The sequence below is a fragment of the Streptomyces sp. NPDC043876 genome (assembly GCF_056435825.1).
This window is the reverse complement of the sequence record NZ_JBWKDV010000009.1, coordinates 112,605-135,499: the sequence shown is the minus strand read 5'-3', so window position 1 is coordinate 135,499 and position 22,895 is coordinate 112,605. Positions and strand designations below refer to the sequence as shown.

Genomic DNA, 22,895 nt, shown 5'->3' with positions numbered 1-22,895 from the left:
ACCACGCTGTGCATCCGCGTATCACCCCCGGAAGGCTAGCGCCGCGCCCGCCGCGGGGCCATGGCGCCTCGGTCCGGCCGGGCAAGTCCGGGCCAGGCGGGCGGCCTGACGGAGGATCGGCCGGATCCGGCCGTCCGACGGCCGCGCTCGCGCCTACGTACGAGTAGTTAACCCGGCGTGCTGCATGGGTGGGCGTTGAGTGGGCAGGGCTCCCGAGGTACGGCGTCGCGCACAACGCTCGTACAGCGCACGGCACACCCCCCGCCCCACCCTCCCGCCACCCGAGTGAACGCGGACAGGAGCGGCCATGCCCGCAGCCCAGCCGTCCACTGAGCGGCTAGAAACAGAGCGAACAGAGCGTGCACAACCAGCCGGGAGGTCATCGGCTGGCCCGTTGTCACCGAGCCCCGCGAACTGCCCCCAGGTGATCCCATCATGATCGGTCGCATTCCCGTGCTGGACGTCCGCCCCGCCGTCGACTGCGGCGCCAGACCCGCCAAGGCGGTCGTGGACGAGGTTTTCGAAGTGTCCGCCACCGTGTTCCGCGAGGGGCACGACGCGCTCGCGGCCCACGTGGTGCTGCGAGATCCGAGCGGCCGTCCGCGGCCGCCCGTGCCCCTGCGCGAACTGGCGCCCGGTACCGACCGGTGGGGCGCCCGGGTGTCCGCCGACACCGAAGGGCGGTGGACGTACGTCGTCGAGGCCTGGAGCGATCCGGTCGCGACCTGGCGCGCGCACGCCCGGATCAAGGTGCCGGCCGGGATCGACGCCGAGCTGATGCTGCTGGAGGGCGCCGAGCTGTACGAGCGGGTCGCCGCCAGGATTCCGAAGCGGGACGGGCGCGAGGCGGTGCTGGCCGCCGCCGACGCGCTGCGCGACGAGGACCGCCCGGCGCAGGCGCGGCTGGCCGTGGCCCTGGCCCCGGAGGTCGACGCGGCGCTGGCCCGCAAGCCCTTCCGGGAGCTGGTGAGCGCCTCGAAGCCGATGGCCGTGCGCGTCGAGCGCAAGCGGGCCCTCTTCGGCTCCTGGTACGAGCTGTTCCCGCGCTCGGAGGGCGCGGTGCTGGAGCCGGGCCGGGCCCCGGTCAGCGGCACCTTCGCGACCGCCGCCGAGCGGCTGCCGGCGGTCGCCGCCATGGGCTTCGACGTGGTGTACCTGCCGCCGATCCACCCGATCGGGAGCACCTACCGCAAGGGCCCCAACAACACCCTGTCCGCCGGGAGTTGGGACCCGGGCGTGCCGTGGGCCATCGGTTCGACCGAGGGCGGGCACGACGCGGTCCACCCCGAGCTCGGCGCGATCGAGGACTTCGACCGCTTCGTCGCCCGGGCCCGCGAGCTGCGCCTGGAGGTCGCCCTCGACTTCGCCCTCCAGTGCTCGCCGGACCACCCGTGGGTGGAGAAGCACCCGGAGTGGTTCCGCCACCGCGCGGACGGGACGGTGGCCTACGCCGAGAACCCGCCCAAGAAGTACCAGGACATCTACCCGATCCACTTCGACACCGACATGGGCGGGATCGTCGAGGAGACCCTGCGCATCCTGCGGTACTGGATGGACCACGGGGTGCGCATCTTCCGGGTCGACAATCCGCACACCAAACCGGTGGTCTTCTGGGAGAAGGTGATCGGCGCGGTCAACAAGAGCGACCCGGACGTGATCTTCCTGGCCGAGGCGTTCACCCGGCCCGCCATGATGCGCGCGCTCGCGTCGATCGGTTTCCAGCAGTCGTACACCTATTTCACCTGGCGCAACACGAAGCGGGAACTCACCGAATACGTCACCGAGCTCGCGGGCGATTCGGCCGCCTGCATGCGGCCCAATTTCTTCGTGAACACGCCGGACATCCTGCACGCGTACCTCCAGACCGGCGGCCGCGCCGCCTTCGAGGTCAGGGCCGTGCTGGCCGCGACCCTCTCGCCCACCTGGGGGGTCTACGCCGGATACGAGCTGTGCGAGAACACCCCCGTGAAGGAGGGCAGCGAGGAGTACCTCGATTCCGAGAAGTACGAGCTGCGTCCGCGCGACTGGGCGGCCGCCGAGCGCGAGGGCCGCAGCATCGCGCCGCTGATCACCACGCTGAACCGGATCCGCCGCCGCAATCCCGCGCTCCAGCAGTTGCGCGACATCCATTTCCACGAGACCGACAACGAACAGGTGATCGCCTACTCGAAGCACAGCGGAACCCATTCCGTACTGGTGGTCGTCAACCTCGATCCGCACCACACCCAGGAGGCGACGGTCTCGTTGGACATGCCGGTACTCGGCCTCGACTGGCACGGGTCCCTCGCGGTGCGCGACGAGCTCACCGGCGATACCTATCACTGGGGCAGGGCGAACTACGTGCGTCTGGAACCGGGCCGTACGCCCGCGCACGTGCTCACCGCTCTGCGACCGTCCCCGCTCACCGGAGGGTCACCCACCTCATGATGATCAACGACCCCGTCCACGACCTCTTCGAGGACACCCCCGCCAAGGACCGCGATCCCGACTGGTTCAAGCGCGCGGTGTTCTACGAGGTCCTCGTCCGCTCCTTCCACGACAGCAACGGCGACGGCGTGGGGGACCTCAAGGGCCTCACCGCGAAGCTGGACTACCTCCAGTGGCTCGGCGTCGACTGCCTGTGGCTGCCCCCCTTCTTCGCCTCCCCGCTGCGCGACGGCGGCTACGACGTCTCGGACTACACCTCGGTGCTGCCCGAGTTCGGCGACCTCGCCGACTTCGTGGAGTTCGTCGACGCCGCCCACCAGCGCGGCATGCGCGTGATCATCGACTTCGTGATGAACCACACGAGCGACCAGCACGAGTGGTTCCAGCAGTCACGCAAGGACCCCGACGGCCCGTACGGCGACTACTACATGTGGGCCGACAACGACAAGCAGTACCAGGACGCCCGCATCATCTTCGTCGACACCGAGTCCTCGAACTGGACCTACGACCCGGTCCGCAAGCAGTACTTCTGGCACCGCTTCTTCTCCCACCAGCCGGACCTCAACTACGAGAACCCGGCCGTCGTGGAGGAGATCGTCTCGGCCCTGCGGTTCTGGCTGGACCTCGGCATCGACGGGTTCCGGCTCGACGCGGTCCCCTACCTCTACGCCGAGGAGGGCACCAACTGCGAGAACCTCCCGCGCACCCACGCCCTGCTCAAGCGGGTCCGGGCGGAGATCGACGCGCACTACCCGGACACCGTGCTGCTCGCCGAGGCCAACCAGTGGCCGGAGGACGTCGTCGACTACTTCGGCGACTACGCCAAGGGCGGGGACGAATGCCACATGGCCTTCCACTTCCCCGTGATGCCGCGCATCTTCATGGCGGTCCGCCGGGAGTCCCGCTACCCGGTCTCCGAAATCCTCGCCAAGACCCCCGAGATCCCGGCGAGCTGCCAGTGGGGCATCTTCCTGCGCAACCACGACGAGCTGACGCTCGAAATGGTCACGGACGAAGAGCGCGACTACATGTACGCCGAGTACGCCAAGGACCCGCGGATGCGGGCCAACATCGGCATCCGGCGCCGGCTCGCGCCGCTGCTCGACAACGACCGGCACCAGATCGAGCTGTTCACGGCCCTGCTGCTGTCCCTGCCCGGCTCGCCGATCCTCTACTACGGCGACGAGATCGGCATGGGCGACAACATCTGGCTCGGTGACCGCGACGGCGTCCGCACGCCCATGCAGTGGACCCCGGACCGCAACGCCGGTTTCTCCTCGTGCGATCCGGGCAGGCTCAACCTGCCGGTCATCATGGACCCGGTCTACGGGTACCAGGTCACCAACGTCGAGGCCGCGATGTCCTCGCCCTCCTCGCTGCTGCACTGGACCCGGCGGCTGATCGAGATCCGCAAGGCGAACCCCGCCTTCGGCCTCGGCTCGTACACCGAACTCCCGTCGTCCAACCCCGCGGTGCTGGCGTTCCTCCGCGAGGCGCCCTCCACCGAGGGCGAGGCGGACGACCTGGTGCTGTGCGTGCACAACTTCTCGCGGTTCGCGCAGCCGACGGAGCTGGACCTGCGGTCCTTCAACGGACGGGTGCCGGTGGAACTCACCGGTGACGTCCGGTTCCCGCCGATCGGTGAGTGGCCGTACCTGCTGACGCTGGCGGGACACGGTTTCTACTGGTTCCGGCTGCGGGGCGAGCAGTAGCGCCGAGGCTTCGCCCCGCGCCCACCCGGGGCGGCGAATGGGTCAATCGCCGCCCTGTACGGACCATCCGACCCGACACTCACACACACCGCCGGACAGCAACTGCCGCCATCCGGGACACTCTGCGCAACTGTGACGGCCCGGGGAAAGGACGCGACGCCATGTCGGAGGCTGCATCCACCCGGAGTCAGGTCAGCCGGTCGGGCCGCACGGCGGCCGACCTCAGAGGGGCGCCGGACCGGCTCGGTCCGCTCGAACCGATGCTGCGGGCCTGGCTGCCACGGCAGCGCTGGTTCGCGGGCAAGGGGCGCGCGATCAGCGTCCTGCGACCGGTCTCGGCGGCCGAGCTGCTCCCCCCGGGCTCCTCGCCCGGGCTGCTGCACCTGCTGCTCGACGTGGACGGCGACTGCTACCAGCTGCTGCTCGGGATCCGTCCCGAGCTGCCGCCCGCACTCGCCCCCGCGCTGATCGGCCGCCCCGAGGAGGGGCCGTACGCCGGCCAGGCCGTCTACGAGGGCCTCGGCGACCCGCGGCTCGCGGCCCTGCTGCTGGAACGATTGCGCGCCCCCGGCCTGCTGGGACCGCTCCGCTTCGACCGGGATCCGGGGGTCGTCGTCCCGGCGGGGCTGACGGCCCGGCCGCTGTCCGGGGAGCAGACCAACTCCTCGCTGATCTACGGGGACGCCTACATCCTCAAGGTGTTCCGGCGGGTCGGCCCCGGGGTCAATCCCGACCTGGAGCTGCCCAGAGCCCTGGCCGCCGCCGGCTGCGCCCGGGTCCCGGCGCCGGTCGCCTGGTACGAGGCGGTCCTGCCCGGCTCCGAGCCGCTGACCCTGGGCGTCCTGCAGCCCTACCTGCGGGGCTCCGACGACGGCTGGCAGCTCGCGCTGCGCCGGCTCGGCGCGGGCGCCGACTTCACCGCCGAGGCGCACGCCCTGGGCCGGGCCACCGCCGAGGTGCACAGCGCGCTCGCCGAGGCGCTGCCGACCGTCGCGCTGGGCCCCGAGCAGACGGCCCGGCTCGCCGCCGGGATGACCGCGCGGCTGGCCGCCACCGCGCGCGAGGTGACGGCACTGCGCCCGTACGAGGCGGGGCTGCGCGGTGCCTTCGACGCGCTGGCCGCCTCGCGCGGCGCCGGAGTGTCCGCCCAGCGCATCCACGGCGACCTCCACCTGGGGCAGACCCTGCGCACCCTGGACGGCAGCTGGTCCCTGATCGACTTCGAGGGGGAACCGGCCCGGCCGCTGGCCGACCGGCGCCGCCCCGAACCGGCCGTCCGCGACATCGCCGGGATACTGCGCTCCTTCGACTACGCGGCCCGCTCCCACCGGCCGTTCGCCCCCGCCTGGGCGGACGCCTGCCGGGCCGCCTTCTGCGAGGGGTACGCCCGCACCACCGGCCGCGACCCGCGCGAGGACCCCGTCCTGCTGCGCGCCTACGAGACCGACAAGGCGGTGTACGAGGCCCGCTACGAGTTCCGGCACCGCCCCGACTGGCTGCACGTCCCGATGGCCGCCGTCCGGCGGCTGTCCGGACGCGAGCGCCCGGCCCACCGGCTGCCGCTCCCGCCGCCGGTCACCGACACCCTCCCGCTCTCCCCACCCCACCCCCGCGAGCAGCCCCCTAGGAGGCCGCACACGTGAGCGCCGCCCGACAGCCGTCGCCGACGTCCCGCCCGACCACCGCCCCCGCCGCGCCCGTGGAGGCGGCGGAGAAACCGCGCCCGCCCCGCGCCCGGCGGACCGAGCCGCCCCACGGGGTCCGGCCCGCCCCGGCACTGGGTGCGGACGACCGGTCCCGGCTGCTGGAGGGCCGCCACCACGATCCGCACGCGCTGCTGGGCGCCCGTACCCAGCAGGGCGGGGTCGCCTTCCGCGCGCTGCGCCCGTACGCCAGGGCGGTCACCGTCATCGCCAAGGGGCTGCGGGCCGAACTCCGCGACGAGGGCGACGGGTTGTTCTCCGGCCTGCTGCCGCTGACCACGGTGCCCGACTACCGGCTGCTCGTCCGCTACGACAGCGACGAGGTGGAGGTGGACGACCCCTACCGCTTCCTGCCCACGCTCGGCGAACTGGACCTGCACCTGATCGGCGAGGGCCGGCACGAGGAGCTGTGGACGGCGCTCGGCGCGGAGCCGATGGAGCACCAGGGGGTGGCGGGGACCCGGTTCACGGTGTGGGCGCCGAACGCCCAGGGCGTGCGGCTCACCGGTGACTTCTCGTACTGGGACTCGGCGGCGTACCCGATGCGCTCGCTGGGCTCGACCGGGGTGTGGGAGCTGTTCCTGCCCGGCGTGGGCGAGGGCGCGCTGTACAAGTTCGACATCACGCGCCCGGACGGCAGCCACACCGTGCGCGCCGACCCGATGGCGCGCCGGGCCGAGGTGCCGCCCGCGACCGCGTCGATCGTGACCGCCTCGCACTACGCCTGGCAGGACACGGAGTGGATGGCGACCCGCGGCCTGCGGCCCGTCCACCAGGCGCCCTTCTCGGTGTACGAGGTGCACCTGGCCTCCTGGCGGCCGGGCCTCGGCTACGCGCAGCTGGCGGAGCAGCTCCCGGCGTACGTGAAGGAGCTGGGCTTCACCCACGTCGAGCTGATGCCGGTCGCCGAGCACCCCTTCGGCGGTTCCTGGGGCTACCAGGTCACCGGCTACTACGCGCCGACGTCGCGGATGGGCACGCCCGACGAGTTCCGCGCCCTGGTCGACGCCCTGCACCGGGCCGGGATCGGGGTGATCGTCGACTGGGTGCCCGCGCACTTCCCGCGCGACGAGTGGGCCCTCGCCGAGTTCGACGGCCGGCCGCTGTACGAGCACCACGACCCGCGGCGGGCCGCGCACCCGGACTGGGGGACGCTGGAGTTCGACTACGGGCGCAAGGAGGTCCGCAACTTCCTCGTGGCGAACGCCGTCTACTGGTGCCAGGAGTTCCACATCGACGGGCTGCGCGTGGACGCGGTGGCCTCGATGCTCTACCTGGACTACTCGCGCGGCGAGGGCGAGTGGACGCCGAACGAGCACGGCGGGCGCGAGAACCACGACGCGGTCGCGCTGCTCCAGGAGATGAACGCGACGGTCTACCGGCGCTGCCCCGGCGTGGTCACGATCGCCGAGGAGTCCACCGCCTGGGAGGGCGTGACGCGGCCGACGGACGCGGGCGGGCTCGGCTTCGGGCTGAAGTGGAACATGGGCTGGATGCACGACACCCTGCGCTACATCGCGAAGGAGCCGGTGCACCGCAAGTACCACCACAACGACATGACCTTCGGGATGATCTACGCGTACAGCGAGAACTACGTGCTGCCGATCTCGCACGACGAGGTGGTGCACGGCAAGGGCTCGCTGGTGGGCAAGATGCCCGGCGACTGGTGGCAGCAGCGCGCCTGCCACCGGGCCTACCTGGGCTTCATGTGGGCCCACCCCGGCAAGCAGCTGCTCTTCATGGGGCAGGAGTTCGCGCAGGGCGCGGAGTGGTCGGAGGCGCACGGCCCGGACTGGTGGCTGCTGGACCCCTCCTACTCCGCGGCCGGCGACCACCAGGGGGTGCGCGCGCTGGTGGGCGAGCTGAACCGGACCTACGCGGCGGCGCCCGCGCTGTGGGAGCGGGACACGGTGCCGGAGGGGTTCGCCTGGGTGGAGGCGGACGCGGCGGAGGACAACGTCATCGCGTTCCTGCGCTTCGCGCTGGACGGCTCGCCGCTGCTGTGCGTCTCGAACTTCTCGCCGGTGGTCCGGCACGACTACCGGATCGGCGTGCCGGAGGAGGTGGCCGAGTGGCACGAGGTGCTGAACACGGACGCGGAGCGGTTCGGCGGCAGCGGGGTGCGCCACCCGCGGCCGCTGCGGCCGGAGCCGGTGCCCGCGCAGGGGCGGGCGGCGAGCCTGCGGATGACGCTGCCGCCGCTGTCGACGGTGTGGTTCAGGCCGGCGCCGCCGTCCGGGTCGTGAGGTTCGGGCGGTGAGGCTCGGGCGGTGAGGCTCAGGCGGTGACCGGTCGGGGCGCCGGGTCGAGGACGTCCTCCAGGTCCTGGAGCAGGCGTCGCTTGGCCCGGGCCCCGACCAGCGTCTTGACCGGTTCGCCGTCGCGCAGGACGAGCAGGGTGGGCATGGACAGCACGCCGTAGCGGACCATCGTCTCCGGGTTGGCGTCCGCGTCGATCTGCACCACCTTCAGGCGGTGCGCCTCCTCGGCGGCGACGGCGGACAGCACGGGCGCCAGCTGGCGGCACGGTCCGCACCAGTCGGCGGTGAACTCGACCAGGACGGGGCGCCCGCGCTCGGCGAGCACCTCCGCCCCGAAGGTCGCGTCGGTGACCTCGTCCACTCCGTGGGCACGGTGCATCTTCTTCTCCCCTGTGGGTTGTATCTCTGGTCTCTGGTCTCTGGGCTCAGTCGCGGACGGTGGTCTCGCAGCGCGGGGTGGCCGCCTCGCCGGCGGCCTCCTCGGCGCTCGCGAGCTGCCGCGCGACCTGGTCGCGCACGTCGGCGAGCTTGCCGATCAGGCCGTCCAGCTCGGCGAGCTTGCGGCGGTAGACGGCGAGGGAGGCGGGACAGGCGTCCCCGGCCGGGTGGCCCGCCCGCAGGCAGTCCACGAAGGGCCGGGTCTCCTCCAGCTCGAAGCCGAAGTCCTGGAGCACCCGGATCTCGCGGAGCAGCCGCAGGTCGTCCTCGTCGTACGAGCGGTATCCGTTGCCGCTCCGCCGGGCGGGCAGCAGCCCCCGGTCCTCGTAGTAGCGCAGGGCCCGGGTGGTGGTCCCCGCCCGCTCCGCCAGTTCGCCGATTCGCATGGCCCGACCGTAATCCTTGACGCCGACGTCAAGGCAAGGACTGGGCGCGCGGAGGGCGCCGGCCGGCTACCGGCCGTGCTCGTCGACGGCGTCCAGGGCCGCAGCCCACGGGTACGGGCGCTTCTCGCCCGGAGCGTTCGGCTCGAATCCGCCCGGCCCGAACAGCACCCGCACCCCGGCCTCGCGCAGCGTCTCCAGGGAGAGCGGGAACTGCGGGTGCCGGGCGTACGCCGAGTTCACGCACGGCATCGCCGTCAGCGGGATGCCCTTGCCGATGGCCTCGGCGACGAACCCGACGAGCCACGTTCCGGTGATGCCGAGCGCCCACGCATTGATGGTGTTCATCGTCGCCGGGGCCACCAGCACGGCGTCCGCCGGCGGCCACACGTCCGGCTGCCCGGGCCGCTTGTACCGCGAACGCACCGGATGCCCGGTCAGCGCGGCGAGTCCGGGCAGGCTGTCCTCCAGCCACTCGGCGGCCGTCGGCGTCAGCCCGAGGCACACGTCCCAGCCGCGCGCCTGCGCTTCCTCGACCACACCGGCGATGTCGAAAACGGGCGGGGCGGCCGAACAGAGCAGGTACAGAGTCCTCGTTGTCATGGCCCCCGAGCCTATGTAATCGCCCCCTGTCCGCGAGGAGTGGTCGGGCCGATCGGCGATCCTGCGTGTGGTGCGCGGGTACGGTCCTTGATGACGAGTCCTGGACGGAGACGTGTATGCCTCTACCCGACGATGAGCACACCGGTTCCCGGATCCGGGAGCAGCGGCGCCTCGCTCGCCTCACGCAGCGCGAGTTGGCCGATCGGATCCCGTACAGCCTCAGCCTGCTGAATCAGGTCGAGTGCGGGGCTCGCCCCGCGACGTCCGGGTTCGTGGCGGCCGTGGCCCACGCCCTTCGGGTGGACCCGTCCAAGCTGACAGGACCTCCCGCGGTGACCGCACTTCCCGCCGACCGGCTGCTCGCGTTGGTCGCCCCGATCAGGGAAGCCCTCGACCGCTTCGACCTCGGGCGCAACCCGGACCTCACCGTGATCCGGCCGGAGCCGGTGCTGGTCACCGAAGCCGACGCGCTGTGCCGGCAGGTTCGGGCGACGCATCTGCGCGCGGCGGCGAAGGCGTTGCCCGCGCTGATCGTGGAGCTGACGCACCTCGCGTGGACAGCCCCGTCCACGGGTGGGTGGAGGGCGCTCTCCTCCGCCTACCGGACTGCCCACGACGTGGCCCTCAAGCTCGACCATCCCGACCTCGCGCGCGTGGCTCTCGACCGCATGGGCTGGGCTGCCGGGCGAGCGTCGGACCCGTGCATCGAGGCGGTGCAGCGGTACAAACGGGCCACGCTGTGGCGGTGCGCCACGTCCGCGCCGCTCATCACCTCGGGCCAGGCCCTGCTGGACGGTCAGACGAGCCGCGAGGCGCTCGCCGTGACGGGTCAGCTCCACCTCGGGCTGGCCACCGTGGCGGCGAAGGCCGAGGACGCCACCGCAGTGGAGGGCCATCTCGCTGCGGCCCGGGAGCTGGCGGACCGTGTGGGCGACGAGGCCGCCGACGTGCACTGGCTGTCGTTCGGGCGGGTCAACGTACAGCTGCACGAGCTGGGCACGGCCATCGTGCTCAACGACTTCGACCGGGCACTCGGCCTGGCCCGTTCCCTCACGCTGCCCGCGTCGACGCTGACGTCCCGCCGGGCCCGCTACCTGGTCGACAGGGCGCTCGTGGAGATGGAGGCGGGGTCGGCGAAGACGTCGCTGCGGTACCTCGCGGAGGCACGGAAGGCGGCGCCGGAGCAGACGCGGCACCTGCCGGGGACGCGGGCGACGATCCGGGGCCTGGTGCACATGTCCCGCCGGGCCCCGGAGTCCCTCGGTGGAATGGCCCTCTGGGTGGGCCTGTAGCACTCACAGATCTGTGAGCGTTCGTGTGCTCCCGAACGGTCAGGGTGGTCTCACCACCCGCTGATGACCGTAGGGAGACCCGGAATGGAAGTACGCGAGAGCAAGCCGGACGAGGCGTACGGGCACCTCGACCACCCGCTCCTCCGCCAGCGGGTCCGCGACCCGCGGACCGGTCGCGAGGGCGAGTTGATGGCCGTCGTCGAGGAGTGCGTCGGCACCGTCGCAGGGGTCCCGCAGCGCGCCCGGACCGCGTACGTCCGGGGCGCCGACGGCCGGGAGTTCACCGCGGCCCCCGCCCTGCTGGAGCGGCTGTGACCGCCGCGGGCCGGATCTGCGCCGTCTGCGACCGGCCGATCCGGGCCGGCGGGACGGAGTTCATCCGGCACTCCGCGTCGGGGGCCCGTCCGTCCGACTGGGCGCACGACATCCGGGACCCGGCGTGCAAGCCGGTCCGCCCGGGCGCGCGGTGAGGCGGACCGGATCCGTCGGCACTGGAGGTGGGAGGGCCCTCGCCACCCCCGTGCACGAGGGCCCCCGAATGGTTCACGCCCCGACGGCCGGAGTGGTTCAGGTGGCGGCGGAGGGTGTGATCGGGTTCACTCGCACGGCGGGTGCGCGCTTGGCTTGAACCGGACCTCGGGAAATGGATCTTCGCATGATCCGTTTACCGGACGGTCGCACAATAACCGGACTTAATACCCGAACACCGTAGGAGGTTCCTACGAGTTGTGGGCTTGTTTGAACGGTCTGTAGTCGCCAACCCGTTTTCGCTCCTACGGTGTGGCTCGTGCACTCCAGCCCCCCTTTCAATGCCCCCGCCGCCCGCCGCCTGCGGGCGGCCCTGGGCATGGCACCCGGCCACGTCGCCTACGGCCTGCGCGCCCAGTACGGGCTCCTCGTCACCCCCGAGACCGTCATGGCCTGGGAGCGTGGCGAGATACCGCCGTCCTCGGCCGAACTGACGGCCCTCGCGGGGGTGCTCTGGTGCTCCCCCGGCGAGCTGCTGGCCGAGCCGGTCACCCTGCGGGAGCACCGGATCGCGCGCGGCGTGGCCCCGGAGGAGCTGGCCCGGCGGATCGGGCTGGAACCGTCCGCCTACCAGAAGATGGAGGACACCGGCCGCTGGAAGGGCAACGAGCGCCAGTCCGCCACGCTCACCTCGCTGCTGGGGCTGACGCCGGCCCAGTTCGTGACCGCCACCGGCAAGCACGACGAGCTGGCGGAGCTGCTGCGCAACGCCGTGACCACCCGCTGGCAGGCCTACGTCAAACCGCTGGCCAAGCTGCTCCCGGTGGCCAAGCCCGAGCTGGAGCGGGTGCTGGAGCTGCTGCACGGGGACTACCAGTCCCGGATGCTGGCCACCCTGAGCTGGGGCGGGGCGGGCGGCCGGGCGGACAGCGGGGACGCGGGGCGCGAGTTCCTCGCGGGGATCGTGGACCGGTTCTGGGAGCTGGCACGGGTGCGGTGACCGCCGGGCGGCTCCCGGGGGCACCACCCGGCCACGGCGCCCTAGAAGACCGACTCGGCCTCGTACATGCGGGCGTCCGGGACGGTCTTCAGCTCGGTGACCGCCTCGGCCAGCGGGGCCATCACGATGTCGGTGCCGCGCAGCGCGGTCATGTTGCCGAAGTCGCCGCGGTGGACGCCCTCGACGGCGTGCCAGCCGAAGCGGGTGGCGAGCACCCGGTCGTAGGCGGTCGGGGTGCCACCGCGCTGGACGTGGCCGAGGATGACCGGACGGGCCTCCTTGCCCAGGCGCCGCTCCAGTTCCACCGCGAGCCGGTTGCCGATGCCGGCGAACCGCTCGTGACCGTACGCGTCGATCGCGCCCTTCTCGTAGGGCATGGAACCCTCGGCCGGGTGCGCGCCCTCGGCGACGCACACGACCGCGAACTTCTTGCCGCGGGCGAAGCGCTCCTCCACCATCTTCACCAGGGCGTCCACTTCGAACGGCCGCTCCGGCAGGCAGATGCCGTGCGCGCCGCCCGCCATGCCGGACTCCAGGGCGATCCAGCCCGCGTGGCGTCCCATGACCTCGACGACCATGACGCGCTGGTGCGATTCGGCGGTGGTCTTCAGCCGGTCGATCGCCTCGGTGGCCACCATGACGGCGGTGTCGAAGCCGAAGGTGCGGTCGGTGGAGGAGATGTCGTTGTCGATGGTCTTGGGTACGCCGACCACCGGCATCCCCGCGTCCGAGAGCATCCGGGCCGCCGTCAGGGTGCCTTCGCCGCCGATCGGGATGAGGGCGTCGAGCGCGTACCGCTCGGCCAGCTCACCGGCGTGCTCGGCGGCTTCGTGCAGCCGGGCGCGCTCCATCCGGGCCGAGCCGAGGATCGTGCCGCCGCGCGCCAGGATGCCGCTGACCGCATTGATGTCGAGGGGGCGGTAGTGACCGTCGAGGAGGCCCTTGAAACCGTCCTCGAAGCCGATGACTTCGTCACCGTGTCCGACCACGGCGCGGTGCACGACCGACCGGATGACAGCGTTCAGGCCCGGGCAGTCGCCGCCTGCGGTGAGAACTCCGATACGCATCGTGCTGTGTCTCCTGCTCCTGGTCGTACCGAGCGGTCCGCGTGCGGGCGGGCCGCCGTACACATGAAGGTCTTGCCGGTGAGGCCTGTCCGATTGTTCCACGGGCCCCGGGGAAGCCGCGCTCCGAGCGACTGCCCCCGCAGGGCCTTCCGACCCCCCTGGACAGGCCTTTTTCCCGGCGGGCGCCTTAACCATCGGCAGAGGTATTGTCAAGAGGGCAAGCTCATACTAATTGGGTAAAACGACTCGTAAGATCCACAGGGACGGAGAGCACGCGTGACGCGCAGCGTGTACGTGACCGGCATCGACCGGGGGGACGGCCGGCAGGTCGTCGAGCTCGGACTCATGGAGCTGCTGACCCGCCAGACGGGCCGGGTGGGCGTCTACCGCCCGCTGCTGCACGACGGACCCGACCGGCTCTTCGACCTCCTGAAGGCCCGCTACCGGCTCGACCAGGACGCGTTCACCGCCTACGGCATGGAGTACCACGAGGCCTCCGTGCTGCTCGCCGAGAAGGGCGCCGACGAACTGGTCTCCCGGCTGGTCGACGGCTTCCACCGGGCCGCCCGCGACCACGAGGTCGTCCTCGTCCTCGGCACGGACTACGCCGGCACCAGCCTGCCCGACGAACTGGCGCTCAACGCCCGGCTGGCCAACGAACTGGGCGCGGTCGTCATCCCCGTGGTCGGCGGCACCAAGCAGACCGCCGAGTCGGTGCGCGCGGAGACCCGCAACGCCTACCGGGCCTACGAGAGCCTCGGCTGCGAGGTCGTGGCCGTGATCGTCAACCGGGTGGCCGCGGAGGACCGCGAGGCGCTCGCCGAACGGCTGACCGCGCGGCTCCCCGTGCCCTGCTACGTGCTCCCGGACGACAAGACGCTCTCCGCGCCCACGGTCGCCCAGATCACCCGGGCGCTGGGCGGCGAGGTGTTGCTCGGCGACGAGGCCGGGCTGGCCCGCGACGCCGTGGACTTCGTCTTCGGCGGCGCCATGCTGCCGAACTTCCTGAACGCGCTGACCCCCGGCTGCCTGGTCGTCACCCCCGGCGACCGCTCCGACCTGGTCATCGGCGCGCTGGCCGCGCACACCTCCGGCACCCCGCCGATCGCGGGCATCCTGCTGACGCTGAACGAGCGCCCCGGCAAGGACATCCTGACGCTGGCCTCGAAGCTGGCGCCGGGCACGCCGGTGGTCTCGGTCCCAGGGAACAGCTTCCCGACCGCCGCCGAACTCTTCGCGCTCCAGAGCCGGCTGAACTCCGCCACCCCGCGCAAGCTGGAGACCGCCCTCGGCCTCTTCGAGCGGCACGTGGACACGGCCGCGCTGCGGGACCGGATCTCGGTGACCCGCTCCACCCGGGTCACCCCGATGATGTTCGAGCACGAGCTGCTGGAGCGGGCCCGCGCCGAGCGGCGCCGCGTGGTGCTGCCCGAGGGCACCGAGGAGCGGGTGCTGCGCGCCGCGGACGTGGTGCTGCGCCGGGGCGTGTGCGACCTGACCCTGCTGGGCGGGGAGCAGGCGATCCTGAAGAAGGCGGCCGACCTCGGCATCGACATCAGCGCGGCGCAGCTGATCGACCCGATGACCTCGCCGCTGCGGGAACGGTTCGCCGAGTACTACGCGAAGGCCCGCGCCCACAAGGGCATGACGGTCGAGCTGGCCAACGACGTGGTCACCGACGTCAATTACTTCGGCACCCTGATGGTCCAGGTCGGCCTGGCCGACGGCATGGTGTCCGGCGCGGTGCACTCCACCGCCGCCACCATCCGGCCCGCCTTCGAGATCATCAAGACCCGGCCCGACGCGTCCATCGTCTCCTCGGTCTTCTTCATGTGCCTGGCGGACAAGGTCCTCGCCTACGGCGACTGCGCCGTGAACCCGGATCCGGACGCGGAGCAGCTCGCCGACATCGCGGTGCAGTCGGCCGCCACCGCCGCCGCGTTCGGGCTGGAGCCGCGGATCGCGATGCTCTCGTACTCGACCGGCACCTCCGGTTCGGGGGCCGACGTGGACAAGGTCCGCAAGGCCACCGAGCTGGTCCGGGCGCAGCGTCCGGACCTGCTGATCGAGGGTCCGATCCAGTACGACGCCGCGGTCGAGCCGTCCGTGGCGGCGACCAAGCTGCCGGAGTCCGAGGTGGCCGGGCGGGCGACCGTGCTGATCTTCCCGGACCTCAACACGGGCAACAACACCTACAAGGCCGTCCAGCGCTCCGCGGGCGCCGTGGCGGTCGGCCCGGTCCTGCAGGGCCTGCGCAAGCCCGTCAACGACCTCTCGCGCGGCGCACTGGTCCAGGACATCGTCACCACCGTGGCGATCACCGCGATCCAGGCCCAGTCCGGGCCCGCCCCGGTCTGATCCCCGTACGACCACCCGAGCACCCCCACACGAGAAGGTTCCGCATCCGTGACCGCATCGCGCGTACTCGTCCTCAACTCCGGCTCCTCGTCGCTCAAGTACCAGCTGCTCGACATGGCGGACCGGTCCCGCCTGGCCGTCGGGCTGGTGGAGCGCATCGGCGAGGAGAACTCCCGGCTGGTGCACGAGCGGCTCGTGGACGGGCCCCCGCCCGCGGCGGGCGACGCGAAGCGGGAGACGCTCGGGCCGATCGCGGACCACCGGGCCGCCCTGGAGGCCGTCGCCGCCGAGCTGGCCGCCGACGGCACCGGCCTGGACTCCCCCGAACTGGCGGCCATCGGGCACCGGGTGGTGCACGGCGGCACGAAGTTCACCCGGCCCACCGTGATCGACGACGAGGTGCTGGCGGAGATCCGCGCCCTGATCCCGCTCGCGCCGCTGCACAACCCGGCGAACGTGACGGGGATCGAGGTGGCCCGCGCCCTGCGCGCGGACCTCCCCCAGGTGGCGGTCTTCGACACGGCGTTCCACTCGACGATGCCGGAGCACGCGGCCCGGTACGCGATCGACGCCGCGACCGCCGAGAAGTACTCCGTCCGGCGGTACGGGTTCCACGGCACCTCGCACGCCTACGTGTCCCGGGCGGCCGCGGCCCTGCTGGGCCGGGCGCCCGAGGACGTGAACGTCATCGTGCTGCACCTGGGCAACGGCGCCTCGGCCTCCGCCGTGCGGGGCGGAGTGTGCGTAGAGACCTCGATGGGGCTGACCCCGCTGGAGGGTCTGGTCATGGGGACGCGCTCCGGGGACCTCGATCCGGCGGTCGTCTTCCACCTCGCGCGGGTGGGCGGCCTCTCGGTGGATGAGATCGATTCGCTCCTGAACAAGAAGAGCGGTCTGCTGGGCATGTGCGGGGACAACGACATGCGCGAGGTGATGCGGCGCGCGGGCGAGGGCGACGAGGCGGCGGCCGTCGCCTTCGCCGCGTACGTCCACCGCCTGAAGAAGTACATCGGCGCCTATACGGCGGTGCTCGGCCGGGTGGACGCGGTGGTGTTCACCGCCGGGGTCGGCGAGAACGCCCACCAGGTGCGGGAAGCTGCCGTCGAGGGTCTGGCCGGGCTGGGGCTCGTACTGGACCCGCAGGCCAACGCGGTGCGCTCCGCGCGGCCGCGGCTGATCTCCGCCGAGGGCGCGCGGGTGGCCGTCGCGGTGGTCCCCACCGATGAGGAACTGGAGATCGCCGCCCAGGCGTACGAGCTGGTTACCCGTTAGTCACTTTGGACTTTCCACCAGACGGAATATTCCGCTACGAAACAAACCGATAGGATCCGCTCCATGCGCCGTTCCAAAATCGTCTGCACGCTGGGCCCCGCCGTCGACTCGTATGAGCAGCTGAAAGCGCTCATCGAGGCAGGCATGAACGTGGCCCGATTCAACTTCAGCCACGGATCCCAGGCAGAACACCAGGAGCGGTACGACCGCGTCCGGAAGGTCTCCGAGGACACCGGGCGTGCCGTCGGCGTCCTCGCCGACCTCCAGGGTCCCAAGATCCGTCTGGAAACCTTCGCCGAGGGTCCCGTCGAGCTGGTGCGCGGTGACGAGTTCACCATCACCACCGAGGACGTCCCGGGCGACAAGTCCATCTGCGGCACCACCTACAAGGGTCTGCCCGGTGACGTCTCCAAGGGCGACCAGATCCTGATCAACGACGGCAACGTCGAGCTTCGGGTGACCTCGGTCGAGGGCCCGCAGGTCAAGACCATCGTCATCGAGGGCGGTGTCATCTCGGACCACAAGGGCATCAACCTGCCGGGTGCGGCCGTCAACGTCCCGGCCCTGTCCGAGAAGGACGTCGACGACCTGCGCTTCGCCCTGCGGATGGGCTGCGACATGGTCGCGCTGTCCTTCGTGCGCGACGCCGACGACGTCAAGGACGTCCACAAGGTCATGGACGAGGAGGGCCGCCGGGTCCCCGTCATCGCCAAGGTCGAGAAGCCGCAGGCCGTCGAGAACATGGCGGCCGTGGTCGACGCCTTCGACGCGGTCATGGTGGCCCGTGGCGACCTGGCCGTCGAGTACCCGCTCGAAAAGGTCCCGATGGTCCAGAAGCGGCTCATCGAGATGTGCCGCCGCAACGCCAAGCCGGTGATCGTCGCGACCCAGATGATGGAGTCGATGATCACCAACTCGCGGCCGACCCGCGCCGAGGCCTCCGACGTCGCGAACGCCATCCTCGACGGCGCCGACGCGGTCATGCTGTCGGCCGAGTCCTCGGTCGGCGCCTACCCGATCGAGACCGTCAAGACGATGTCGAAGATCGTCGTCGCGGCCGAGGAGGAGCTGCTCTCCAAGGGCCTCCAGCCCCTGGTCCCGGGCAAGAAGCCGCGCACCCAGGGCGGCTCCGTCGCCCGCGCCGCCTGCGAGATCGCCGACTTCCTCGACGGCAAGGCCCTGGTCGCCTTCACTCACTCCGGCGACACCGCCCGCCGCCTGTCGCGCTACCGCACGGTCCAGCCGATCCTCGCCTTCACGACCAGCGAGAGCACCCGCAACCAGCTGGCGCTGAGCTGGGGCGTCGAGTCGTACGTCGTGCGCCACGTGGACAACACCGACGCGATGGTCGACCTCGTGGACGACGAGCTGCTCAAGCTCGGCCGCTACAACCAGGGCGACACCATGATCATCACCGCCGGTTCGCCCCCCGGCGTCCCCGGCACGACCAACATGGTCCGCGTCCACCACCTCAACGGCGGCGCCCGCGGCTGAAGCCGCTGCCGCGGCGCACCGGCCGCGGCACCACCCGCTGACCGTCTGCCGCACAGACGCGAGGGCGGCACCCCGATCGATCGGGGTGCCGCCCTCGGTGCGTTGCGGGAGCGCCTACTCCGGCGGGCCGACGTAGTTGTGCAGGCCCGGAACGGTGAGCGTGCCGCCGAACTGGCCGGCCTGGACGACCTTGACGTTCGTGAAGAACGCGAAGGGGACGTTCAGCGGCGGCGGGGTGTTCGGGGTGAACTCGATCGGGATCAGCCCGAACAGGTTCCCCTTCAGGCTCTCGGTGTACATCGTCACCGTGCCGCCGCGGATCGTGGACGTGGAGCCCGGGCGGGACTTGAGGTGCGCGACGTTCCCGCTCTTGCCGACCGTCTGGTAGAGGTCCTTGATGTCGAGCGAGTCCGCCGTGAACTTCAGGACCTTCTTCGTGCTGCCGTTCGCGGTCTTCACCTCGACGATGCCCGCGTAGTCCAGCCCGTAGAGGGTCAGCAGGGAGCTGTCGAGGTACCACGGCTCGTCCGGCAGGACCGGGGCGCCGGGGTCCAGCTTGGCGTTGGCGAGGGCCTGGGCGTCCAGCGTGGGACAGGGGAAGGGCGTCTTGCCGTCCGCCGTCTTGCCGTCCGCGGCCTTGTCCGCGTCCTTCGCCGCGTCGTCGGCCTTCGCGTCCTCGTCGGCCTTCTTCTCCGCGTCGGACGCGCCGGTCTCGTCCTTGGCCTTCTTCGCGGTGTCCTTGACCTCCTGCGACAGCTCCGAGACGGAGACGCCGGCCTGGTCCGCCGCCTTGCGGATCGGGTCCGCGGCGGGGTCGGGGGTCTGCTTCGCGCCGGGGGCGGCGCTGGTGGCGGGCGCCGGGGCGGCCGTGCCCTTGGCGCCCTTGAGGGGCTTGCCCAGCTCGTCGAAGAAGTCCTTGACCGCGTCGCCCAGACCCAGCGGGTCCAGCGGGTTCGGCGTCCTGGCCGCGGGCGCCGAGGCGCTCGGGGACGGCGAGGCGGCGGCCGGGGCCCCCGGCTTCGCCGGCTGGGACGCCGGCGGGGAGGCGTTCCCCTGCTTGGCCGCGGGCTTGGAGGCCGACGGGGAGGCAGCGGGAGACGGCCCCACCGGAACGCCCGCCGAGGGGGTCGCGGTGGGCGACGCACTCGGGGACGGGCTCTTGGAGGCCGAGGCCGACGGGGAGGGCGATTGCGTGGGCTCGTCGGACCGCGTGACACACGGCCCGGGCGCGAACGGGATCTCCTTGTCGTCGGCCAGTGCCATCTTCGGCGCCATGCCCATCCCGACGAAGACCGCGGTCGGCATCGCCGCCAGCGCCATCGTCTTGCCGACGGGTATCTGGAGCTTGGTCAGCAGCGACTTCCTGGGCGCCGCGTGGCGCGGGCCCCTTCTCTCACGGGACTCTCCGCCCGGGGCCTGGGCCCGTTGCGTCTCGTCACCCCGCACTGTTCCTCCCGCCATCGGCGTGGGCAGTCGTCTCGGAAGCGTGGTCCGTTTCCGCCTCGCGGGGAGCGGGCAGCCCGACCGCGGGGTCGAGGGGCCTGCCGGGCGCCCACGCCAGCGCGAGACACCCGCCGATCAGCGCGCACAGGAAGCCCAGCAGGAAGCCGCCGATGTTCGACACCGGCAGGGACACGAGCCCCAGCAGGAGCGTGGCGACGCCGGCGAAGATCCTGATGCCCTGCTGGAACCAGAGGGCGAGCCCGAGCGTGACCAGCAGGACACCGATGATCAGTGACCCCGCGCCCGCCGTCGTCGCCATGGCGATCGTGATGTTGCCCAACCGGACGTCCGCGTACGGGAAGTACGCGATCGGGATACCGCCGAGCAGCGTGAACAGTCCCGCCCAGAACGGCCGGGCACCGCGCCAGGCGCGGAACCGGTACCAGAGCACCGTGAGCCAGTGGTCGTCTGCCGGGGATACGGGGGCCTCGGGGTACATGGACAACAGCTCCCTGAAAACGGTCGTACGGAGAACTAGGTGGAGCGCCCGGCCGGGCGGACGGGGCGGCGCAGGCGCCACCGCGCCCGCCCGGCCGGTTCAAGCGACCGGACGGACTACTTGATGTCCTGGTAGCAGGGCTGGTCCCCGCTGAGGAGGCGCAGCTTGAGGTCCGGCAGCGTGAAGGTGCCCGCCGTCGTCGCCCATGCCTTCTGCCGCACGTTGGTCAGCGTGGCCTTCTTCGCGCGCTGCGAGAAGAGACCGCCATCGGACACCGTGCCGGCCTGCGGCCCGGTCGGGTGGTCCTTGTCCGCCGCGTTGCCGACCGCGACACCGATGTCGAGCTGCTCGAACTTGGCGTCCGCGTCCAGCTCGGCGACATCGAGGTAGATGTTCTCCGCGACGGCGGGACGGCCCTTGTTGCCCGTCCGCAGCTGCAGGGTGATGTTGCCGAGACCGGGCACCGGGGTGACCAGGGACTGGCACATGTTGGTGATCTCGGCGTGGCTGAACCCGGAGATGGTGACCGGGTGGTACGCGTCCTTCTTGTCGTCGCCGAGGGTCTTGCCCTTGGCCACGCTGCCGTACTGGATCAGGTTGTCACCGACGAGCTCGTCGGCCGACACCTTGAAGTCCTGGCCCGAGACGCTGAAGGACGCCGCGAGAGCGCCCTGCGCCAGACCCACGCCCACCGCGGCGGTGGCCGCGATGCTCGGCACCATGACGAGAGCGAAGCGCTTCCATCTGGTCCCACCACGAACCTGGGAAATCATGTTGGTCCTCCTCATCGGACGTACATCTCCGGTCCGGGCCGTGCCCGTCCTGGGATGGGAGAAGTGCTACGTCCTCGGGAAGGAGCGCAGGCGACCGGGTCGCGGCTGTACCGCGTCAGGAACACCGGCGATCACCCCCGAGCGACAACCACTGGGCCACGCGTTCGCGCAACCTGATGAGGACAGGAACCGCCCGGGTGCGGCGGCTACCCCCCTGTCCCGCGTCCGGCACCCCTGGCGCCGGCCGGCTCGGTGGGGACCCCTCCGCGCGGTGCCGGGTGACCGGCGCTGCGGGATGGACCGAGCGTGGCCGATCGTTGTCCATTCCCGGCCGGGGCACAAGGGGGTTCGTTACTGGCGGGTAACGGCTGGATAACCTGAGTGCGACACGTCGCCGTCGGGCAGCAACACAGGGTGTCACCCATGGCCACGACAGATACGACGAAGAGCGAACCAACCGGACAGTTCACGGGGTTCGGCTTACTGGGAGTAACAGCGACCGCGATTACCAAGTTTTGGCAAAGTGCGGCCGCTGTTTATCTCCGTGTCAACAAATCACCGGCGGTCCACCGGCATGCGAGCGGGCCTGGGCGCGAACCGCCGCGCCGGCCGTGGGCGCGCCCTAGAAGAGCACCCGCGCGAGGGCGGTGCGGGCGGCCGAGACCCGGGGATCGTCCGCCCCGATGACCTCGAACAGCTCCAGCAGCCGCAGCCGTACCGCGTTGCGGTCGTCACCCGCCGTGACGCGGACGGCGTCCACCAGGCGCCCGAAGGCGTCCTGCACGTGACCGCCCGCCATGTCCAGGTCGGCCGCCGCGATCTGCGCCGCCGGATCGGCCGGCTGCGCGGCCGCCGCGGCGCGCACCGCCTGCGGGTCCATGTGCTGCACCCGCGCGAGGAGCTCCGCCTGGGCCAGGCCCAGCTTGGCCTCGCTGTTGGCCGGGTCCCCGGCCAGTACGTTCTTGTACGCCTGGACGGCTCCGCCCAGGTCGCCCGCGTCCAGCGCGACGACGGCCGCTTCGAGCAGCGCGTCGTAGGGGCCCTCCGGCTCCTCGTCCACGCCGCCCGCGGGCCCGCCGTACGCGCCCTGGGCGGCCGGGTCGACCGCGATGCCGGTGAGGCCGTAGCGCTCCTCGGCGACCTGGATGAGCTGGCCGAGCGTCTCGCGGATCTGCTGCTCGGGCACCGCGCCCTGGAACAGCGGCAGCGCCTGACCGGCGACGACCGCGAACACGGCGGGGATGCCCTGGACGCCGAACTGCTGCATCAGCAGCTGGTTGGCGTCGACATCGATCTTGGCCAGAACCAGTCGGCCGTTCGCTCCGGTGACCAGGCGCTCCAGCACCGGGCTGAGCTGCTTGCACGGCTCGCACCACTCGGCCCAGAAGTCGATGACGACCGGGACCTGGTGCGAGAGTTCGAGCACGTCGAGTTCAAAACCGGCCTCGTCGACATCGATGACGAGCGCCGACGGCGCCACGGCGCCGGGGACGGCGCCGTCGGCGCCGCCCTGCCGGGCCGCGGCCGCGCGCGCCTGCTCCGCCTTCGCCTTGGCCTCGCCGGCCGCCTTCACCGCGGCGAGGTCGACGACACCGCTCATGGACATGTTTCTGGGCTGCATGCGTACATCCTCCCCCGTGTGCGCGCGCCGACGAAAAGACCTCGTGAAAGACGTCGTAAAACAGCACTACGACCATCACCA

Annotated in this window: 19 protein-coding genes; 11 read left to right on the top strand and 8 right to left on the bottom strand. The window is 71.7% G+C overall.

Annotated elements, in window-relative coordinates:
- The first annotated feature begins 435 nt into the window (after positions 1-435).
- The 4 genes from AC0693_RS26680 (at position 436) to glgB (ending at position 8,088) form a co-directional block, all read left to right on the top strand.
- Entirely contained in the window at positions 436-2,427 is a 1,992-nt protein-coding gene (locus AC0693_RS26680) for an alpha-1,4-glucan--maltose-1-phosphate maltosyltransferase (protein ID WP_478803093.1), read from the top strand.
- Positions 2,424-4,139 (top strand): maltose alpha-D-glucosyltransferase, encoded by a 1,716-nt coding sequence (treS, locus tag AC0693_RS26675; protein ID WP_356408069.1) that lies wholly within the window; start codon positions 2,424-2,426, stop codon positions 4,137-4,139. Before AC0693_RS26680 ends, treS begins: the two co-directional genes overlap by 4 nt.
- Positions 4,140-4,300: 161 nt before the next feature.
- A complete protein-coding gene (locus AC0693_RS26670) occupies positions 4,301-5,782 on the top strand; it encodes a maltokinase N-terminal cap-like domain-containing protein (RefSeq protein ID WP_478803092.1) in 1,482 nt (493 codons plus the stop codon).
- Complete coding sequence (glgB, locus tag AC0693_RS26665; RefSeq protein WP_478803091.1) at positions 5,779-8,088, top strand: 1,4-alpha-glucan branching enzyme; 2,310 nt, start codon at positions 5,779-5,781, stop codon at positions 8,086-8,088. The genes AC0693_RS26670 and glgB overlap by 4 nt, the downstream gene beginning before the upstream one ends.
- Before the next feature lie 31 nt (positions 8,089-8,119).
- Here glgB and AC0693_RS26660 read toward each other — a convergent pair whose 3' ends face one another.
- From AC0693_RS26660 to AC0693_RS26650, 3 genes are all read right to left on the bottom strand, one after another.
- Positions 8,120-8,482, bottom strand: coding sequence for a thioredoxin family protein (locus AC0693_RS26660; RefSeq protein WP_468464587.1), 363 nt, complete (start codon positions 8,480-8,482; stop codon positions 8,120-8,122).
- A 46-nt stretch (positions 8,483-8,528) separates the two neighbouring features.
- A complete protein-coding gene (locus tag AC0693_RS26655) occupies positions 8,529-8,927 on the bottom strand; it encodes a MerR family transcriptional regulator (RefSeq protein WP_478803090.1) in 399 nt (132 codons plus the stop codon).
- 66 nt (positions 8,928-8,993) lie between these two features.
- Positions 8,994-9,527 (bottom strand): flavoprotein, encoded by a 534-nt coding sequence (locus tag AC0693_RS26650; protein ID WP_478803089.1) that lies wholly within the window; start codon positions 9,525-9,527, stop codon positions 8,994-8,996.
- Between the two features lie 116 nt (positions 9,528-9,643).
- On the opposite strand from AC0693_RS26650, the gene AC0693_RS26645 reads away from it, so the two are divergent.
- The 4 genes from AC0693_RS26645 to AC0693_RS26630 all read left to right on the top strand — a co-directional run bounded on the left by AC0693_RS26645 (position 9,644) and on the right by AC0693_RS26630 (position 12,287).
- The gene (locus tag AC0693_RS26645; RefSeq protein ID WP_478803088.1) at positions 9,644-10,819 is read left to right on the top strand and encodes a helix-turn-helix domain-containing protein; all 1,176 of its coding nucleotides are present in this window, start codon (positions 9,644-9,646) and stop codon (positions 10,817-10,819) included.
- 84 nt (positions 10,820-10,903) lie between these two features.
- Positions 10,904-11,134, top strand: coding sequence for a hypothetical protein (locus AC0693_RS26640; RefSeq protein WP_469332486.1), 231 nt, complete (start codon positions 10,904-10,906; stop codon positions 11,132-11,134).
- Positions 11,131-11,289 (top strand): hypothetical protein, encoded by a 159-nt coding sequence (locus AC0693_RS26635; protein ID WP_356408090.1) that lies wholly within the window; start codon positions 11,131-11,133, stop codon positions 11,287-11,289. Before AC0693_RS26640 ends, AC0693_RS26635 begins: the two co-directional genes overlap by 4 nt.
- Positions 11,290-11,666: 377 nt before the next feature.
- On the top strand, positions 11,667-12,287 hold the full coding sequence (locus AC0693_RS26630) for an XRE family transcriptional regulator (RefSeq protein ID WP_469317954.1): 621 nt from the start codon (positions 11,667-11,669) through the stop codon (positions 12,285-12,287).
- Positions 12,288-12,328: 41 nt separating this feature from the next.
- Here AC0693_RS26630 and AC0693_RS26625 read toward each other — a convergent pair whose 3' ends face one another.
- The gene (locus AC0693_RS26625; protein WP_356408096.1) at positions 12,329-13,354 is read right to left on the bottom strand and encodes an ATP-dependent 6-phosphofructokinase; all 1,026 of its coding nucleotides are present in this window, start codon (positions 13,352-13,354) and stop codon (positions 12,329-12,331) included.
- A gap of 276 nt (positions 13,355-13,630) precedes the next feature.
- Between AC0693_RS26625 and pta the strand changes: the two genes are divergently transcribed.
- From pta to pyk, 3 genes are all read left to right on the top strand, one after another.
- Complete coding sequence (gene pta, locus AC0693_RS26620; protein WP_478803087.1) at positions 13,631-15,712, top strand: phosphate acetyltransferase; 2,082 nt, start codon at positions 13,631-13,633, stop codon at positions 15,710-15,712.
- A 48-nt stretch (positions 15,713-15,760) separates the two neighbouring features.
- Positions 15,761-16,984 carry an acetate kinase gene (locus tag AC0693_RS26615; RefSeq protein ID WP_469317903.1) on the top strand — a complete coding sequence of 408 codons (1,224 nt, stop codon included), beginning with the start codon at positions 15,761-15,763 and terminating at the stop codon, positions 16,982-16,984.
- A gap of 63 nt (positions 16,985-17,047) precedes the next feature.
- Positions 17,048-18,478 carry a pyruvate kinase gene (gene pyk, locus AC0693_RS26610; RefSeq protein ID WP_469317902.1) on the top strand — a complete coding sequence of 477 codons (1,431 nt, stop codon included), beginning with the start codon at positions 17,048-17,050 and terminating at the stop codon, positions 18,476-18,478.
- A 114-nt stretch (positions 18,479-18,592) separates the two neighbouring features.
- Here the strand turns inward: pyk and AC0693_RS26605 are convergent, their stop codons facing one another.
- The 4 genes from AC0693_RS26605 to AC0693_RS26590 form a co-directional block, all read right to left on the bottom strand.
- Positions 18,593-19,924 (bottom strand): hypothetical protein, encoded by a 1,332-nt coding sequence (locus AC0693_RS26605; RefSeq protein WP_478803086.1) that lies wholly within the window; start codon positions 19,922-19,924, stop codon positions 18,593-18,595.
- Positions 19,914-20,420 carry a DUF6114 domain-containing protein gene (locus tag AC0693_RS26600; protein ID WP_356408111.1) on the bottom strand — a complete coding sequence of 169 codons (507 nt, stop codon included), beginning with the start codon at positions 20,418-20,420 and terminating at the stop codon, positions 19,914-19,916. Before AC0693_RS26600 ends, AC0693_RS26605 begins: the two co-directional genes overlap by 11 nt.
- 116 nt (positions 20,421-20,536) lie before the next feature.
- Complete coding sequence (locus AC0693_RS26595; RefSeq protein WP_469317899.1) at positions 20,537-21,193, bottom strand: DUF6230 family protein; 657 nt, start codon at positions 21,191-21,193, stop codon at positions 20,537-20,539.
- Between the two features lie 622 nt (positions 21,194-21,815).
- Positions 21,816-22,814, bottom strand: a complete 999-nt coding sequence (locus AC0693_RS26590) for a tetratricopeptide repeat protein (RefSeq protein WP_468464601.1) — start codon at positions 22,812-22,814, stop codon at positions 21,816-21,818.
- Between the last annotated feature and the right edge of the window lie 81 nt (positions 22,815-22,895).

Coding starts and splice junctions, on each gene's coding strand:
- AC0693_RS26680 (WP_478803093.1), top strand. CDS start 436: ATGATCGGTCGCATTCCCGTGCTGGACGTCCGCCCCGCCGTCGACTGC.
- treS (WP_356408069.1), top strand. CDS start 2,424: ATGATGATCAACGACCCCGTCCACGACCTCTTCGAGGACACCCCCGCC.
- AC0693_RS26670 (WP_478803092.1), top strand. CDS start 4,301: ATGTCGGAGGCTGCATCCACCCGGAGTCAGGTCAGCCGGTCGGGCCGC.
- AC0693_RS26660 (WP_468464587.1), bottom strand. CDS start 8,482: ATGCACCGTGCCCACGGAGTGGACGAGGTCACCGACGCGACCTTCGGG.
- AC0693_RS26655 (WP_478803090.1), bottom strand. CDS start 8,927: ATGCGAATCGGCGAACTGGCGGAGCGGGCGGGGACCACCACCCGGGCC.
- AC0693_RS26650 (WP_478803089.1), bottom strand. CDS start 9,527: ATGACAACGAGGACTCTGTACCTGCTCTGTTCGGCCGCCCCGCCCGTT.
- AC0693_RS26645 (WP_478803088.1), top strand. CDS start 9,644: ATGCCTCTACCCGACGATGAGCACACCGGTTCCCGGATCCGGGAGCAG.
- AC0693_RS26640 (WP_469332486.1), top strand. CDS start 10,904: ATGGAAGTACGCGAGAGCAAGCCGGACGAGGCGTACGGGCACCTCGAC.
- AC0693_RS26630 (WP_469317954.1), top strand. CDS start 11,667: ATGGCACCCGGCCACGTCGCCTACGGCCTGCGCGCCCAGTACGGGCTC.
- AC0693_RS26625 (WP_356408096.1), bottom strand. CDS start 13,354: ATGCGTATCGGAGTTCTCACCGCAGGCGGCGACTGCCCGGGCCTGAAC.
- pyk (WP_469317902.1), top strand. CDS start 17,048: ATGCGCCGTTCCAAAATCGTCTGCACGCTGGGCCCCGCCGTCGACTCG.
- AC0693_RS26600 (WP_356408111.1), bottom strand. CDS start 20,420: ATGTACCCCGAGGCCCCCGTATCCCCGGCAGACGACCACTGGCTCACG.
- AC0693_RS26595 (WP_469317899.1), bottom strand. CDS start 21,193: ATGATTTCCCAGGTTCGTGGTGGGACCAGATGGAAGCGCTTCGCTCTC.
- AC0693_RS26590 (WP_468464601.1), bottom strand. CDS start 22,814: ATGCAGCCCAGAAACATGTCCATGAGCGGTGTCGTCGACCTCGCCGCG.